This is a genomic window from Polluticoccus soli (genome assembly GCF_029269745.1).
Lineage (GTDB): Bacteria > Bacteroidota > Bacteroidia > Chitinophagales > Chitinophagaceae > Polluticoccus > Polluticoccus soli.
On record NZ_JARJHT010000001.1, the window covers coordinates 1,170,971 to 1,188,669 of the forward strand.

Below are 17,699 nucleotides of genomic sequence, written 5' to 3' on the forward strand. Positions count from 1 at the left end.
GCAGCCTTTATTTATTTGAATTTAACTGTCATACCTGCATTATACTTCAATGAATATTCCGCAACCAAGCCCGATGTACTAATAAAGGATGGAACATTAAAAATAAGATTGGTTCCAATACCAAAATTGCTTGTGAAATACACGCCTCTAAACATTCTCGCCCGCAAACCTACGCCAACGATATTATCGAATGCCCAAAGATTGTTGAGTTCCGTGTAATCACGCCGCACTATTTCATAAAGCCCATTATTTAGTGTATCAAATACATACTCTACATGAGTGCGTTTAAAGCTGCTCGCACCACTGGTGCGAGCTGTTAGCTCATAAAATGCGTAAGTATTTACATTCTCGGATTTAAAAATTTGTAGATCGCGTTGTATGTTTCCGGTCAAACCAATATACTGATGTAATTCTCGGCCGTAAAACCGTTGGTGCAAGTACAGGTCAGGGTTTCGATCCGGCACTTTCCGATTATTAAAGTGTACAGTGACTCCTCCGTTGACCGTATATAACGGACTAATTTTCCCCCCATAAGTAATGCCGCAATACCAGCCCAAATCTGACATGTTATAAGGCAGAATACTCAAATATTTTTGACCTTTTGCTGTCAAAATGCAGACAGTGAGCAGAAATGTAGAAACTAATCTCATCTATTTGAATTTATATCGAACTCCCACTTGATAATGGCCTATGATGTGATCGAATGTATTGGAGTAAATCCGTAAAAATGGCGTTGAGTAATAATAAGAACGAGTAAATGACTCCCCAACGCCCACCCGACTCGTTAACGACAAACGGTCGGTCATTTTTATTTTTGCGCCTAATCCGAATGTCAGCTGAGCATATTTTGCAAAATAGTATGGTCCAAACCCATTTACTAACGTATACTCCAAAAGATTTCCTGCATTGTCGTATCCTGTAGGTATGTAAAAATAATTCAATAGCTTAATACTTCCGCCATTGGCATCTACAAAAAAGTACGGTTCAAAATGTTCATTCCATTTGTAGAACCGTTCGTACCCAACATTAAAATGGATATGGTCATACCAATCTCGCGCAAACCCGTTTGTTCGGTACACATCATTGGTTATCGAATAACGTTGCTTGGTAAAATTCATATGCGTCGCGATACCAACATACCATGCGTGTTTTTTTGATTGTAAATGATAGGATAACCTCATGTCGCGTCCCATTACGTAATTAGAAATAGGCGCTAGTTCAAGCCAATGGCTCATCGAACGGTTAGCAGTATCTTGTGCGGTACCTTCCGTTATTGAGGCGTATATCAAAAGGATTGTAAAAAATATTCTTTTCATGTAATGATAGCTAAAGCCGGTTTCCCGGCTCTAGCAAAATAGATAAAAGGTTACTGTTTTTTATAAAAATTCATTTCTGATTCATATTGGCCTGTCGCAAATACGTCACTGCCATTAGCATTCCATATTGCAGTCGACATACTGCCGTCCAAAAACCACGAGGAATTATCATTACAGTCGGCTGCCTTATAGAAATAAGTGTCCTCGCTTTCAAACATTCTGCCTTGTATTGTTCGGGCCTCATTATTAATCTTCGCAGATCCGATGTTACGCTTGCCTTCCAGCCAATCTCTTTCATAGGTGTTCCATAACATACACATGCGGCTATCTGAGGAGATTGCTCCGCTTATAGCTACATCCATAAAGTAGGCAAATGTAAAGTTTACGGTATGCCATGTTCCATTGGCGGAACTTTTACTGATCTCTTTAATTAGCTTAAAATCATCGCCAACAAACGCAACGCCGCCAGCGGCAGTATAAGGACTTTCCGTCAAATAGCTCCAGCCTGGTGCATTAGTGGAATATCGAATCGCCGCTGTGTAGCATACTTCTGATGTGTTATCCAAGTTCTCGTGAGCCTTATACACGTTAAAACTTTTAATGCCAATCCGGTTGCTTGCATCCCAAGTAAAATTACCTGTTATTTTTGACGCAGATCCTAGGGTCGGCGTCTGCTTGTCACTAGTAAAGTAAACACCGATATTAAGGATAAACATACCGGTCCCGGTTCCTTCAGTTTCCGAAACTTTGACGAGAGTAAAATTAGGCTCTGCTGCATCCTGCTCTATATCCCAACCTAAATATTGGTCGTGATAGCCAGTTTCATCTGGCATTTCGACACCAAACGTCAGTATGGGTTGTTCTGTGCCATCTGAATTGACTAATGTTGGTACATTCACTTCCAGATGTGCTGCATCATCTGACTTGCTCAGAGCTGTCTCTATTTTTTCGACGCTGGTAAAGTCGTATTCTACACCTGTAGGCAGATTGTTAGCCAAATAGTCATCAACATCGTCTTCAAGTCCAGAAAACTCCGAAAATACATCTGTTACAGGGATGCTTTCATAATCAGACGCACTACATGCATTGTGAATGAAGCTAGCTATTTCTGGCGTCAAAAAATGTCGGAAAGCATTTGCAAAGCAATAACGCGCGATCAATTTTTTCTCCATGTCTGCATCATTGTAATCAGAAATAATTTCCATTGGCGTCTGCGAAACGGTACGCAGGGAAATGCTTCGTGCAACCGTGTGCGGATTTGGTTGGGGTGCTTTCTCCAGTTGTGATTTCTTACAGGACAGCACTGACATAAACATTTACATATAAAAGGTTTTAGTGAAACAATGCGCAGAAATTAAGCTCTGCCGTTAAACGCCAATACCGTTAAAACACGGTATTTTTTTAGCGGTGAACGTAAGCTGTTGATTGTCAAAAAAGATTTTTCCCAAGTACGATGGTAAAGCAAAAAAATAAAGGCTGCCGGATGGCAGCCTTTTCTATTTATTTAAAGTCATTAAAAACTATACCGCACACCCACCGATACCGGGAAATAAACATCCGAATAACCCACTACTTCTGTAGTTGTGAACGTGCCAGTACCTGTGCCATTCTCATGTATAACTGTAACAGTTCCCGACATATGTTTGAACCGCACGCCAGCTTCTAGGTTAAGGCCAAAACGTTTGCCGAGATTATACACACCACCAACCTGCGCACCACTTACAAAACCATTCATGCTCGGTCCGTATAACCAGCTAGCACTTTGCTCACGCACGTAACCCGCTACACCGCCACTGTATGCATAAAACTTCCGGAACGCAACTTTGTAATTGACAACCGCCTGCGGCGACAGCCACCAGCCATCTATAGCTAGCACGCCGCCTTCTACAATAAGACCTGCCTGTACAGTTTTGAAATTGCGATAAACACTTACCGAATTTCTGCCCAAGACAAACATGTCGTCATAGAAAACCAAATTGTCATCAGTACTAAACGCAATAGAATTATTCAATCCAACTTCCCACTTCAACGGTTTCTGTGCAGCCGATGAATCCGGTGCCACCTCTTGTGCAAAAACACCAAACGGCAACAACAACAGGGGTAATAGTATCTTCTTCATTTGTTTGAGCTTATAGTTAATAAGACGGAAATTAAGGGAAAACAGTTTGTACAACAGAGTTACCCCCTATCCCCCTAAAGGGGGAACTCAATATTACCGAAGTCCGCCCATGGCGGACATGTGCAAAATGGCTTCCTCCTTTAGGGGGATAGGGGGTGTAAAAAGCCCGCGTATTTTTTAATACGCGGGCTCAACCATTCTCACCTTATCACCCTCACCTTATCATATAGCCGACGGTTATACCCATTCCGGCATGTTTCATTGTATTAGCAGTCGGGTCTACATCAACAAACCCGTACGATGCATGTACACGTGTATAGAATCCTTTCAAGAGCTCGTAGCCTGCCTGAACGCCTACACCTGCATCCAGCGGCGTAAAATCATCTCCTGGCTGATAACCAACCCAGGCCGGCAGCAATACCTGTGTGGTAGTCTGACCATTGGGTCTCGTTGTTACACGATTAAAACCTATCAAACCTCCCCAGGCCATGGCCACATACGGACCGCCACCAAAGAACCACCTGTTGGCATTAGCCGTTTGAATGTTGTATAAGATATGGATCGGCACTTCTACATAATCCAGGCGTACATATCCATCGGTTGTTTGTGTTATGAGAGCACCATTATCACCCGATGTCTTTGTATATTTTATGTTGCCGCCACGCGCACTATAAAACGCACCTGTCATGATCGAAATCTTATCGCTTAACCCTTCATCTATTACTACACCACCGCGAAAACCAACACGCAACGGAGACTCTGTATTGACGCCACTCATGGTAGCGCGCAACGTATTCAGGTTAACACCTGCTTCAAAACCTATCCCCTGCGCCAGCATCTGTATAGCCGGTAGTAGCATCACCAAAACAAAAAGTATCCGTTTCTTCATCACCCTGTCTTTACACCGATGATGAACGGATAAAACCCTTGCCCTAAAATGTTGGAATTGTGTTAAAGCACTAATTCACCTTGTCGGGGTCACCCATCTTACCCGACTGGTAATCGTTGATACACTGCATGATCTGCTGCTCGTTATTCATCACAAAAGGTCCGTATGAATACACTGGTTCGTTCATGGGCTGGCCACCCAGCAGGAACACCTCAGCGCCTTCCTCAGCGTAGAGGTTGATGTTGCTTTGTCCACGTTCGTATAGCGCGAGCTGGTTGGGCTTCAGCGCATGTTGTCCTTCTAATTCCACACCGCCGCTTACTGCATAGATAAAAGCGTTGTGCGCAGGATCGGTGGGAATGTTGAGCCTGGCTTGTTTGTTGAGCTTCAGGTAATAATAAAATGTAGGCGTGAATGTCTTGATGTTGGACTTATAACCGAACAGCTCACCTAACACTACGCGACCAGTAAAATCTTTTTTGATGATGGTGGGCATGTGGTCGTCGCGAAATACTGTAGTGGTTGGATCATCAAGTTTATAAGCAGCTGGCATGTTCAGCCATATCTGGAAGCCGTGGATCTTACCACCTTCTTCTTTCAATCGCTGCCCGCTTTCTTCCATATGTATCGCACCACGGCCTGAGCTGAACATCATGTACTCGCCAGTCTGTATCTGGAAGTCGTAGTTCAAACTGTCTTTATGATGTCCGCTACCTGAAAGAAAATAAGTGGTAGGTATCACACCTGCATGCGGATGCGCATTCACGCGCAGGGCATCGCTTCCGGGTTTGATGTCTACAGGGCCAAACTCGTCGAACAACACAAAAGGCGAAACATGATCGAGATGATCTCCGGCAAAGGCGCGCATTACAGGCAGCGTACCCACTTTGGTGTGGTCAGCATTCAGCACACGATACACCTTGCGGTTACCCTTCGACGAATACATGCCCGACTGCCCCAACAGCAGCGACGGTGCAGCCACCGATACACCCAGTATGGCAGAGCCCCTTAGAAATTTGCGCCTCGACATCATAGTGGCCTAAAGTTAGACTATTTGTAGGCAATAAATTCTTCAACTATTGTTGATACATGTATAAGCAGCAACTATAGTCAATATACAGAAACAATTAAATGATATTTTACGTATATTTGCTATAATAAAACCTATCCTATCATGAAACAACAACATGAAAAATTCGTGGAAGCCATGGCCGAACATGGCGACCCTGTCAAAGCCTACCTCGCAGCTTATCCCAATGCAAAAGAATCTTCAGCACGCTCGGCGACTTACCGCCTGCTGCAAGACCCCGAGATCGCCCAAGCAGTAACCTTTGATGCAAAGCGCATGCACAAAAAAGCAAAAGCAGCAGCTATTAAAAAAGGCACCAAACGCGTCACCCAGCAACTGGCCGACATCCAAAGTCGTCGCGAGGTGCTTGCGCAGATGATCTTCGGGACTGTAAAGCGCAAACGTTTCTTCAAAATCGATGGCGAGGTCATTTGGGTCGAAGATGATATTCCTTCACAATCGGTATTGCGAGCCATAGAGCTCGATTGTAAACTGGAAGCCGGCTTCGACTGGACAGGTCGCAGAACTACTACCGAAAAAAAGGAAAAACAGGAGCCTGCAAAACCCGGACCCGACAACCCAATAGAACCGGACCTGAAAGACATAACAGGTGTCGTCATATTAATAGGTGACACCCTTTTTGAGAAAAAGGATGCTGAATGGATAGAACGCTACACTGCCTGGAAAAACGCCAATCCTGAAAAAGTGAAAGAATGGACGGTAGAAACAAAGGAACGCTCAGACCACTATATAGCATTGGACGAGGACTATGGGGGACTGCAAAAGAACTGGAAGCATAATGGCAATCACAGCCTTATCATGATAATGCGCTTTGCCAATGGTCTGCCCCGCGGCCCATTCATCCCCGGCCAAAGCCGCTACTTCACCTCCTACGACGACCAGCACGCCGCCTACGGCACCAAACCCTACAACTACCACGAGCTAAAACAGAAGGAAAAAGCTGACAGCACCCCCAACTCCCCCTTGGAACTTAGCGACAGCGATCTCATGAGCGCAGCGAATAACTCCGGGGGACATTTTGTCGAAGGCAAAATCCCTATTTCCCCCTTGGAAGGGGGACATTTTGTCGAAGACAAAATGGGGGGATGTCCGCACAATGCCGGACAGACAACACAAGAAAACCTACAATCCAATCAACAAAATGCAACAATCCAACTACCCCCAAACCCGCCACAGTCCGCAAATATTTTAGAAAACCGGAAACTGTACCACACCAGCGATGAGCTTTGGGAAGCCTATCGCGCCGCCCTGCCCGCATGGCCCCACATGGCCGAAAAAACTAAGCGCAGTGTCGAACAAATGTTCCGGAATTCCTCTATGTCTCAGCAACGCCGGCTGTTATGGCTTAAACTGGGCGCCCGGGATGACAAAAACAGCGCGGCCTAACCCCCGCTTGGCAGTTTTTTAATACATTTACCCCCAAATTAAACAGTTCATGTCTCATCAACTACTTAAAGGAAAGAAAGGAATCATTTTCGGAGCACTCGACGAACGCTCGATCGCATGGAAAACTGCGCTGCGCGTGGTAGAAGAAGGCGGTGAGATCATCCTGTCGAACGCACCGATAGCGCTGCGCATGGGCAAGATCAACGAGCTGGCCAAAATGTGCAACAATGCACCTGTAATAGGCGCAGACGCTACCTCGATAGCCGACCTGGAAAACCTGATGCAGAAGAGCATGGAACACTTCGGTGGTAAGATGGACTTCGTCCTGCACTCAATAGGCATGTCGCCAAACGTGCGCAAGAACATTGGCTACACCGATACCAACTACGATAACTTCCTGAAAACACTGGATATATCTGCACTGTCGCTGCACAAAGTGCTGCAGACCGCTATGAAGACCGACGCCCTCAACGAGTGGTCATCGGTGGTAGCGCTGTCTTACATCGCTGCACAACGCACCTTCCCAGGCTATAATGACATGGCTGAGGCTAAAGCGCTGCTCGAAAGCATTGGCCGCAGCTTCGGTTACCACTACGGCTTTGCCCGCAAAGTGCGCGTGAATACTGTATCGCAGTCGCCAACGGTTACTACCGCAGGTTCGGGCGTATCAGGCTTCGATGTATTCTACGACTATGCTGATAAAATGTCACCACTGGGCAACGCCCCTGCAGATGACTGCGCTAATTTCTGCGTAGCCCTCTTCAGCGATATGACCAAGTACATAACCATGCAGAACCTGTTCCACGATGGCGGCTTCTCTAACACAGGTGTTAGCCAGCCAATCGTTGAAAAGATGCAGGCTACTATGCAGGCAGAGTCAGCAGGCTAAGGAACGGGAACAGCAATATTTTGAACCTATAACACGTTTTAAGCATTATGAACAGACTACAGGCACTGACATTATTGCTGTTATGTTTCTTTGCGCAGGGTGCGCAGGCACAGGTAACCGGCGGACAATTCGCTATGGAATACCTGCGATTACCCAACGCTCCGCGCATATCTGCGCTGGGTGGTATCAGCATCGCCAATCCCGATGATGATATATCGTTTGCCATGCAAAATCCGGCATTGATACGTCCCGCACTGCATACAGACCTTGGCCTGTCGTACAATAATTTCTATTCAGGCATTAGCATTGCCAACTTACAATATGCACACCATGTGTCGAACATCAATACATCGTTCGCACTTGGTGTGCAATATTTGAACTACGGCAGCTTTACTGCTACCGATCCTATCGGCAACCAGTACGGCACCTTCCGCGCCAACGATTTTGCGCTGACGCTGGGTGCAGGCCGCCAATACCAGAAGCACTGGCGCTATGGTGCTGCTATCAAGTTCGCGCACTCGTCGCTGTTCGATAAATCGGCAACGGCTTTCCTGGCCGATGTTGGTGTGAACTATTACGATACTGCAACACTTTGGGACATCGGTGTAGTAGCCAAGAACATGGGTTTTATGGCTAAGAAGTACAACCCGAATAACCCCGCAGAACCGCTGCCTTTCGATCTGCAGATAGGCGTTTCAAAACGTTTTGCACACATACCACTCAGGCTGATGGCCAACATCCACCACCTGTACGAATGGGACGTTCGCTACTCAGACCCTAACGATGTTGGCACGATCACGATCTTCAATGTGAACGATAGCGTAAACGCCACCAAGACACCTTCACACTTCGCCGACAAACTGTTCCGCCATTTCATCTTCGGCGCCGAACTGACATTGGGCAAACGTGTAACATTAAGTGCAGGCTACAACCACCTTCGTCGCGGCGAGCTGGTGATCAAAGACAAGACCGGCATGGCAGGCTTTGCATTTGGTGTGGGCGTCAACCTTAATAAATTCCAGGTGCAATATGCACGCTCTTACTACCACATAGCCGGCGCCTACAACGAATTTGGTCTCCGCATGACGCTGAACCAGATAACGGGTATCGGCAAATTCGGCAAGCGGGTACAATGGTCAGAAACATATCCCGACTGGATGTACGAAGGCAACCAGCCTGCCCCTGCTGCTAACTAGCAGGAATAGGTTAGTTATTCGCCGAATGCGTATGGTCTTTGTCCTCGTAGTGATGCTTCGGAAAGTTGAATAAAATCGAACTCAATACCGGCAGGAAGAAAACCGCCATACTCAGTATCGAGGTAATGATATCGCCCAACACGGTAGGATGATGACCAACAGGCAAGTGTTTACCTTGTGACTCCAGGCAAGACTGCGGTCCTTCAAGGAACAAAGCAAATTGAGAGCAGGGACTGAAATGAGTAAATAACGACAGGGTAAGCTTCAGGCCGAGTATCGCGATGACAAGGTAAGCACAAGTATCAAGGAAAGGATATTTCTCCATCAGCCTCACAAAGCCTTGTGCTACGAACCGCATCGCAAGTATCCCGATAAATACGCCGATCCATATGAGGATGATGTTTCGGGTATAAGCATTGGCGGCAATAACATTGTCGATAGAGAAGGCAAGGTCCATCAGCTCCACTAGTATCACGGTAGCCCAGAAAGGACCGAAGGCACCAAGCGTTTTACGATAGAGCCAGCTTTCCTTTTTGTGTTCCAATTCAACCTCCAGCGTCTCGTCGCCGGTAGGTTTCTTGGTGGTCATGAAGTGTTTGATGGCAAGTATCAACAGGTAGATGCCACCCACCGGCTTGAACCACCAGATCTTTATAAGCAGGGAAGCAAACAGCAGACAGATACCGCGGAAGACATAGGCACCGATGATACCGTACTTCAGGGCCTTGCGTCGCTGGTCTTTCGGCAGGTCGAGCACCATGGTGGCCAGCACGGCGGCATTATCTACCGACAGCAGGCTTTCGATCAGTATCAGGTTGACGATGACAATAAGGGAAGGTACAGGATGGTCAATTATCTGCTGAAAGAGTAACTCCAGGTGTTCCATGCCTACCAAAGGTAAGCGAAAGCACAGAGTTATTTAACCAGCTTGTAGTTCTTTGACATATTGCCTTTGCTAATAGTAAGCATATACATGCCTGAAGCCAGGTGAGCAGCAGGAATGTTCTGCTGGTTGGTTACGGCTATGCCATTCCAAACAATGCGTCCATCAACCGACCGCAGCTCAAGGTTTGAACCGACAGGTATCCGCTCTACCAGCCATTGGTCAATAGCCGGGTTAGGATATATCTGGGAGGCCTCGGGCAGCAGAGTGACGATACCGGCAGTTGGGTCTTTCTTGATAATGCCCGTCTTATTGACGATGTGATTATCCGGATCTATTTCCAGTCCATTCATTGTCTTTGTCCATGGGATCTGGTATCCCTGCCATGGGCTGTTGTTGTACACTGTTACCGTCATATCGCCATCGGCCGATTTCAGCTTCAGCTCTAACGGCATCGCAAATACAGAGACTGATGAAGGCTTGGATGTAGCCTGCTCAACAACAACGTATACCGTATTGCCTACCTGGTCCCATTTCGCCGAGTAGATCGGATAACCTTCTTTGTAGATCCATTGATTGAAGAAAGTGTCTAGGTCTTTACCGTATTTCAGCTCGGCAATTGATTGGAGATCTTGTGTTTTGGCTAGCCCATGTTTGAATTGCTGCTGGTATTCGCGCAGCACATCGAAGTAGAGTTCATCAGTCGGCGCCATGTAGCGCAGCATGTGTGCAACAGATGCGCCCTTGTCATACGTAAGCCTGCTACTGAAGATGCGGTTCACATCGGTAGTATCGTCACAAAGCACGGTACCGTCGGGCTGCTGCAACACACGGTTGAATACACCCGTACGGTAAGCTTGAGCAGCTGATACACTACGGAAGTGCTCTACGTACAGTTGTTCACAATAAGCTGCGAAGCCTTCGCTCAGCCAGATATCGGCCCAACTGTTGTAGGTAACACTGTTGCCCCACCACTGATGGCCCAGCTCGTGCGCAATGAGTGTTGTAGCCAGGCTACCACCCAATGTTGTCATCGTCTGATGCTCCATACCGCCAGGCAAAGGCTCAGCAACGCAGTGACCATACTTCTCCTTGTCAAACGGGTAGCGGCCGAAGATCTTGGAGAAGTGATCGACGATGAGACCTGTGGTATCAAAGTTGGCTTTGCGCGATGGCGTCATGAAAGTCAGCGAATCGTACACATAGTTCTGTATCAGCATTGAGTCACCACTACCATCGGTATAATGCATGTAGTACGAGTAGTCAGAATACGGCGCCACAACCACTGCGATCAGGTAGTAGTCGATTGGGTACCTGGTTTTCCATTCGTATCGCTCCTTATTGCCCGGAAGCGGAGTGACATTCTTTAGCAACCCATTGCTGCCCGCTTTTAATGTGTCATCAACGGTTACCCAGATATCGGCTGAGTCTATTTTATCAGTGATGTCTTGCTTTGACGGCCACCATTCCTTAGCAGTGTACGGGTCACTGAAGGTGTACATTAGTTTGGTACCTGAAGGTGCCGCAACTGCGTTCAAACCCTTATCGAAGAACCCAGAACCAGAAGGTGGCTGACCATGATAAAACACCTGAGCCGTGAATATTGCATTTTGTGAGAGAGGCGATGGTAAAGTAAACCTTCTCACTGAACCATTGGTCTGTATACTACCAACGGGGTGAAGTTGACTATTAAACTTAAATGAATCAATGGTAAGTGTGGGATCCAGCTCAAAGGCGTACACCGACATAGTAGATGCAACAACCTTTGCGGTTGTGATCACATTACCTGCAATTGCTGTTGTAGTATTGCTCAGGCTGATGTCGAAGCCTACATGCTGTACATCATACCATGCCTCTTCGGGTGCTGCCAGCGTTGTCTTTGCCATCGGCAGGTTCTTGCCCGCGCGTGAGCAGAGATGCTCAGCTTTATCAAAAGCCTGAGCAGACAAAACAGAACAGGCAGTAGCCAGTAAAAACAGGATCCTCATTGGTTGAGCTTGTTCTACAAATTTAATGATAATTCACGGGGCATAAAAAAGCCCCTTTTCAGGGGCAATAAGAATGAAAGTGCGGTGACAAATTATACAGCTATCTCGTAGTTCTCAACCAGCTGCCGGTGCTCAGAGCTCACGATCTGCAGCGCCATACTTTTTATAGAGGGGAAAAGCATGTCGTATACGCTCTTGCGGCTCACCGGCACATCTGTTTCCTGCATGCCTAGTATGTATATTACAGATTCTGGTATTTCGAGTACCTCACAAACTTTTTTAATGGTCCTGTTGCTTGGTCTTTTAATTCCGTTTTCGATCTGGGAAAGCGAAGTCTGGGAGATATTACATTTTTCCGCCAACTCGTACTGCGTAATGCCTAATTGTCTTCTGATAGACCTGATTGCAATGCCAATGTTCATAGTTTCTTACTTTTAATGTTGTTTTCGTCGGGGTAACTAATTCAGATCTGCCTTAATAGACGAGCCGATAGTTGAAACGGTTGGTAAAAAAAGGGGTGAAAAAAGTTAAAAACTCTTAAGCACTGTCACAGAAAAATCATGTAATTCAAGTAGTTAGATCAATAATAAGCAGTAATGAAGCAGAATTTTACGAAACGAATATCTTTTGAGGGAAAAATTGTACTTGCGGTTATAATTCCGGAACACCGCCAGGACGGGATGTATTATGAGGTGAACGTTAAGAATTACCCACGCTTTTACGTGACCATGTCTTCCTTGGGCAGATACGATATAGTTTCTGAACCTGGGCTCAAAATTCCTTACGAACTGATCCTGGCTGTCAGCGATGCGATAGAAGAACACGGCAAAAAATAAATGCCCAAAAAAGAAAGAACCGCTCGTATGAGCGGTTCTTATCAAAAATCAATTCAAAATATTACGCAGTTGCTTCCATATACGATTCAACTGGTTCGCAGGTACATACCAGGTTGCGGTCACCATACGTATTATTAACGCGGGCAACGCTAGGCCAGAATTTGTTTGCCTTAACCCATTCCAGCGGGAAGGCAGCTTGCGTACGCGTGTATTTATGGTTCCACTCTTCCGTGATGATGGCAAACTGAGTGTGTGGGGCCATTTTCATTACGTTGTCTTGCCTGTCAGCGCGCCCCTCTTCAATAGCGCGGATCTCTTCACGGATGCTTAGCAGCGCGTCGCAGAAACGATCAAGTTCTGCTTTGTCCTCGCTTTCAGTAGGCTCGATCATGATCGTACCCGGTACAGGGAAGCTCATGGTAGGTGCGTGGAAACCATAATCCATCAAACGCTTAGCCACGTCTTCAGCTTCGATCTCTGCAGTCTTTTTGAATGGGCGAAGATCAACGATGAATTCGTGAGCGCAAGTACCACCGCTACCAGTGTAAAGAATGTCAAAATCATTCTTCAGCCTTGCACGCATGTAGTTAGCATTAAGAATAGCATTCTCAGTAGCAAGGCGAACACCATCAGGGCCCAGCATGCGGATGTATGCATAAGAGATCAGCAGGATGCTCGCAGAACCATAAGGAGCTGCAGATACTGCATTCGCCTGATCACCGTTAGTTTCGCTAACGTGCGATGGCAGGAATGGAGCCAGGTGTTTCTTTACACAGATGGGGCCCATGCCAGGACCGCCACCGCCGTGAGGAATAGCGAATGTCTTGTGCAAGTTCAGGTGACAAACGTCAGCGCCGATGAGGCCCGGAGCAGTCAATCCCACTTGGGCGTTCATGTTAGCCCCGTCCATATAAACCTGGCCGCCGTGCTGGTGAACGATATTGGTGATGTCTTTAATTGTTTCTTCGTAAACGCCGTAGGTAGAAGGATAAGTCACCATGATACCTGCGAGATTGGCAGCATGTTGTTCTGCTTTTGCTTTCAGGTCGGCGATATCGATATAACCATTCTCCAATGCTTTTACCACTACCACTTTGTAACCAACCATTACAGCGGATGCTGGGTTGGTACCGTGTGCAGAGATCGGTATCAGCATCACGTTACGGTGTGCCTCGTTACGGCTTTCATGGTATCCACGGATTGCCAGCAAACCAGCGTATTCGCCTTGCGCACCACTGTTAGGTTGCAGGCTGCAGGCATCGAATGCTGTGATCTCGCAGAGGTATTGAGAAAGCTCTTTTACTACTTGCAAATAACCACCTGCCTGGTCTTTAGGAACGAATGGGTGCATTTTGCTCCAGTGTGCCCAACTCAGTGGCATCATCTCGCTAGCCGCGTTCAGCTTCATTGTGCACGAGCCGAGGGAGATCATGCTGGTATTCAGACTAAGATCTTTGTTTTCCAGCATTTTTATGTAGCGCATCATTTGCGTTTCGCTGTGATGGCTATTGAATACCTGCTGCTCCAGGAAACGTGATGTACGTGTCAGCGCAGTGCCAATGTTGCTCAGCACCTGGTTGTCCTGTATGCTCAGTACTACAGGTTCATTATTATCTGCAAATACGTTGATGATATCAGCAATGTCAGATATAGTAGTTGTCTCATCAAGAGCGATACCGATCAGTGAGTTGTCTTCGAAGTATCTGAAGTTGATCTGAGATGCCTCTGCTTTCACTTTGATCGCTACAGCATCTTTTACCTTTACAACTATAGTGTCGAAGAATGAATCAGACACCAGTGAGTAACCATGCTCCGCCAGCTTTTCAGACAATGTTTGCGCCAGCAATGCAACACGTTTACCAATGTTCTTCAATCCATCAGGACCATGGAATACTGCATACATTGCTGCCATGTTGGCCAGCAGTGCTTGTGCAGTACAGATATTTGAAGTTGCTTTTTCGCGTTTGATGTGTTGCTCACGTGTTTGCAGCGCCATACGCAGTGCGCGGTTCCCATTAGCATCTATGCTGATACCAATAATACGACCAGGAATGCTGCGTTTGAAATCATCTTTAGTTGCAAGGAACGCAGCGTGCGGACCACCATAACCCAGAGGTACACCAAAACGTTGCGCAGAACCAAAGGCAACATCAGCACCCAGTTCGCCTGGAGGTGTCAGCAGGGTAAGCGCCAGAAGATCTGTTGCCATAGCAACGTATGCACCTACTGCATGTACTTTCTCAATAAAGCCGCGGTAATCTTCTACTGAACCTTTGTCATTAGGATATTGTACTACAGCACCGAAGTACGTATCATCGATGGTTGCAGTTTTATAATCACCATAAACTACTTCGATACCCAGTGGTGTTGCGCGGGTTACGATAACATCTTTAGTTTGCGGGAATACTTCTTCATCTACAAAGAACTTCGGACGGCTCAGATGATCGTGGTCTTTGTTGAGTGCGCTAAAGAACATAGCCATTGCTTCAGCAGCAGCAGTCGCTTCATCCAGCAATGATGCGTTAGCTATTGGCAGAGCAGTAAGATCACTTACCATTGTTTGGAAGTTCAACAGGCTTTCCAAACGCCCTTGCGAGATCTCAGCCTGGTAAGGGGTGTATTGTGTATACCATCCTGGATTCTCGAAGATGTTACGCAGTATCACACTTGGTGTGTGCATGTCGTAATATCCCTGGCCTATATAGTTCTTGTAAACTTTATTCTTGAGAGATATATCTTTTATCAGTTTCAGGTATTCCGCTTCGCTGATGGCTTCTGGCAGTTCCAACCTATGATCCATGCGAATGGCAGCTGGTACAGTACGGGATATCAACTCCTCCATATCCGATACACCGATAGTCTGAAGCATCTGTTCTGTCTGTTGTTCATCGGGGCCGATATGGCGGTGGATGAATTCCTCGCTCTGAAGGGAAAACAAATTCATATTAAATAAAACTAATAATTGTTAGATAAAAGAATACGCAAAGTTAGCGTATATAAGGGAATTGCAAAAGATGAAGGCCGTACAGCCAGTCCCATACAGGCTTTTCATAATACGGCTATAAATTGACCTTATATTGAGCGTTCTTCTTCCTGGGTTTCATCGGTTTTGAGAACTCCACCAATATTAAAAAGACGATAGGCAAGAGATACACCAATGGTATCAGATTTTTCGTAGTCAATCGACTGTTTTTCAACTATGTACTTGCCTTCGCGATCTAATACATAGAACTCTACCCGCTTCTTATCGCCAGAACCTGAAAATATAAGGTAAACTGACGGAGCTGGAATAGAACTACTATTCACCCACTCAATGTTGCAATCCTTTATACGATCAAGAACGATTTCATCTGGCCGACCGCTCACATTGAGACGCATATTCATTTTTAATTCTACATCTGGCACAAGCTGAGGATAGGCCTGATACATACGGTATATATATTCATTATATGCAGCATTATCTTTTCTCTTTAGCGCACATTCAGCCTGGGCCTGGTAAACACGTGCAAGAAACAGTTTTTCGTAATCCGGGTCGATGTTTGGATCTCGCAGCACTTCGTTTAATAATGTCTGGGCTTCCCTATTATCACCTTGTTCCATTTTCAGGCGCGCGACGAAGAGTTTGAAATACTTGCGAACAAACTTGCGTTCGTCGGTTTGCATTTCCTTTTGAAATCGCCCGACAAAAAACTTAGTACTAAAGTCTTTTACCAGGTACCAAACTTCGTCCCAGGTTACCGTACTTTCTGTAGAGAATAACTTGTAGATCACGCGATCGCGCTCCGGGTTTTGTGCAAACTGGTTGATGATAAGAAATTGCTGCATGTACTTTTCACCCAACAAGCGAGACATACGACCGATGATGCGCGGATTATACCACCAATTCTTGTTCTCGAATTTTTGTCGGTTTAGCAAGCTCTGTTTATTCATCAGTCGTACAAGCTGCACGCTAAAGTCATAATGTGCCTGGCTGAGTGTTGTGCCGATGTGCACCTCTTTAAACTCCGCCGCTTTGTTGGCATACTGGTCAGAACTATAGATAAGCCCGTTGTAGTACTCTGTACGAGCCAAGGCAATGTTATACCAGCCAAATCCAGGTGTTGAACCATTGGCCTTGATCATATCACGCATTAACTCCGAGCCTCTATCGGGACGAGCCTTGTAGATATCTATGATAGAAGTGTAATAGGCCCATTCTTTCAGGCGCTTATCGCCTGCATCTTGCATAACTGCCTGCTGGTATTCACTTTCTGCTTCCCGAAAATCGCCACAGATGGCACGGAAAGTTGCATAGTTGTTGTGCGGAAAGATAGGGCTGTTACGCAAGAGGTTATAATACATCGCCGCCGAATCTATCTTCAATGCATAACTATAAAGGATAGATTTATAGTGATACACTGACTGCTTTTCGAACTCCTCATATCCTGGTTGGAATATCTGTGCATTCAACCGTTTGTTGATGGCTACCCGACGTAATCCAGAATCGAGCAGCTTATTTGCGTAACGCTCGTTCTCATCTATCGAATTCTTCAGGAAGCTATATTTCGAACTTGTATAATACCTATTCCTATGCACTGTCCACGCCAGCAGGTTGTATACATCCATCTGGTAGTCACGTTGAAAATTCCATTTCAATACGCGCCTTAGCAATGCATATACCTTATCCGGTTCTTCCATGTTGCTATAACAGTTCATTAGGTAGTAGGCAATGAGCGTATAATCGATATGGAACTTATACACCGGAAAATATTGCATTATGTCGGAAGTACGGGTAGCCAACTCTCGGCGGTAGTCCCGCTCCATTAATGTCAACGCACGTTCGAGCGGAACCGTCGCATTCTTAAAACCCAGAAAGTCTGCTGCATGGTTGAACTTATATGCTCCTTCGTACATCCAGCCAACATAGTAGGTGCTGTCAATGCGCTTGAACTCACGTGAACGTGGAAGCGCATCTTCACTGTTCATGTCAGTGCCTGTGCGTTTGGCATCTACTTCATAACGCAACGCGGCATTGCGCTGCGCTTGTACTTTGGTACTGAGCAGCACGCAAAAAAAATATGCGATACTATAGATGAGATGCCGCGAGAACTTCATTCCGGTAATCTTA

General features: G+C 46.1%; 15 protein-coding genes. 4 read left to right on the forward strand and 11 right to left on the reverse strand.

Annotated features, from left to right (window positions below; translation table 11 throughout):
• Window positions 1–11: 11 nt before the first annotated feature.
• The 6 genes from P2W83_RS05270 to P2W83_RS05295 form a co-directional block, all read right to left on the reverse strand.
• Window positions 12–650 carry a hypothetical protein gene (locus P2W83_RS05270; RefSeq protein ID WP_276132651.1) on the reverse strand — a complete coding sequence of 213 codons (639 nt, stop codon included), beginning with the start codon at window positions 648–650 and terminating at the stop codon, window positions 12–14.
• A complete protein-coding gene (locus tag P2W83_RS05275; protein WP_276132652.1) occupies window positions 651–1,316 on the reverse strand; it encodes a hypothetical protein in 666 nt (221 codons plus the stop codon).
• 50 nt (window positions 1,317–1,366) lie between these two features.
• The gene (locus tag P2W83_RS05280) at window positions 1,367–2,626 is read right to left on the reverse strand and encodes a hypothetical protein (protein WP_276132653.1); all 1,260 of its coding nucleotides are present in this window, start codon (window positions 2,624–2,626) and stop codon (window positions 1,367–1,369) included.
• Between the two features lie 203 nt (window positions 2,627–2,829).
• A complete protein-coding gene (locus tag P2W83_RS05285; protein WP_276132654.1) occupies window positions 2,830–3,435 on the reverse strand; it encodes a hypothetical protein in 606 nt (201 codons plus the stop codon).
• 214 nt (window positions 3,436–3,649) lie between these two features.
• Window positions 3,650–4,324 carry a porin family protein gene (locus P2W83_RS05290; protein ID WP_276132655.1) on the reverse strand — a complete coding sequence of 225 codons (675 nt, stop codon included), beginning with the start codon at window positions 4,322–4,324 and terminating at the stop codon, window positions 3,650–3,652.
• A 70-nt stretch (window positions 4,325–4,394) separates the two neighbouring features.
• Complete coding sequence (locus tag P2W83_RS05295; RefSeq protein ID WP_276132656.1) at window positions 4,395–5,357, reverse strand: pirin family protein; 963 nt, start codon at window positions 5,355–5,357, stop codon at window positions 4,395–4,397.
• 141 nt (window positions 5,358–5,498) lie between these two features.
• Here P2W83_RS05295 and P2W83_RS05300 point away from each other — a divergent pair, with 141 nt between their 5' ends.
• From P2W83_RS05300 to porQ, 3 genes are read left to right on the forward strand one after another with little or no spacing between them, the layout of a single operon-like run.
• Window positions 5,499–6,800, forward strand: a complete 1,302-nt coding sequence (locus tag P2W83_RS05300; RefSeq protein WP_276132657.1) for a hypothetical protein — start codon at window positions 5,499–5,501, stop codon at window positions 6,798–6,800.
• Window positions 6,801–6,849: 49 nt separating this feature from the next.
• On the forward strand, window positions 6,850–7,689 hold the full coding sequence (locus P2W83_RS05305; protein WP_276132658.1) for an enoyl-ACP reductase FabI: 840 nt from the start codon (window positions 6,850–6,852) through the stop codon (window positions 7,687–7,689).
• 47 nt (window positions 7,690–7,736) lie between these two features.
• Window positions 7,737–8,885 (forward strand): type IX secretion system protein PorQ, encoded by a 1,149-nt coding sequence (porQ, locus tag P2W83_RS05310; RefSeq protein WP_276132659.1) that lies wholly within the window; start codon window positions 7,737–7,739, stop codon window positions 8,883–8,885.
• Window positions 8,886–8,895: 10 nt separating this feature from the next.
• Here the strand turns inward: porQ and P2W83_RS05315 are convergent, their stop codons facing one another.
• From P2W83_RS05315 to P2W83_RS05325, 3 genes are all read right to left on the reverse strand, one after another.
• Window positions 8,896–9,771, reverse strand: a complete 876-nt coding sequence (locus P2W83_RS05315; RefSeq protein WP_276132660.1) for a TerC family protein — start codon at window positions 9,769–9,771, stop codon at window positions 8,896–8,898.
• Window positions 9,772–9,800: 29 nt separating this feature from the next.
• Entirely contained in the window at window positions 9,801–11,756 is a 1,956-nt protein-coding gene (locus P2W83_RS05320) for a M1 family metallopeptidase (protein ID WP_276132661.1), read from the reverse strand.
• Window positions 11,757–11,848: 92 nt separating this feature from the next.
• Window positions 11,849–12,178 (reverse strand): helix-turn-helix domain-containing protein, encoded by a 330-nt coding sequence (locus P2W83_RS05325; RefSeq protein ID WP_276132662.1) that lies wholly within the window; start codon window positions 12,176–12,178, stop codon window positions 11,849–11,851.
• 174 nt (window positions 12,179–12,352) lie between these two features.
• Between P2W83_RS05325 and P2W83_RS05330 the strand changes: the two genes are divergently transcribed.
• Window positions 12,353–12,592 carry a hypothetical protein gene (locus P2W83_RS05330; RefSeq protein ID WP_276132663.1) on the forward strand — a complete coding sequence of 80 codons (240 nt, stop codon included), beginning with the start codon at window positions 12,353–12,355 and terminating at the stop codon, window positions 12,590–12,592.
• 61 nt (window positions 12,593–12,653) lie between these two features.
• On the opposite strand, the gene gcvP is transcribed toward P2W83_RS05330, so the two are convergent.
• Window positions 12,654–15,536 carry an aminomethyl-transferring glycine dehydrogenase gene (gene gcvP / locus P2W83_RS05335; protein WP_276132664.1) on the reverse strand — a complete coding sequence of 961 codons (2,883 nt, stop codon included), beginning with the start codon at window positions 15,534–15,536 and terminating at the stop codon, window positions 12,654–12,656.
• Window positions 15,537–15,664: 128 nt separating this feature from the next.
• A complete protein-coding gene (locus P2W83_RS05340; RefSeq protein WP_276132665.1) occupies window positions 15,665–17,638 on the reverse strand; it encodes a tetratricopeptide repeat protein in 1,974 nt (657 codons plus the stop codon).
• Between the last annotated feature and the right edge of the window lie 61 nt (window positions 17,639–17,699).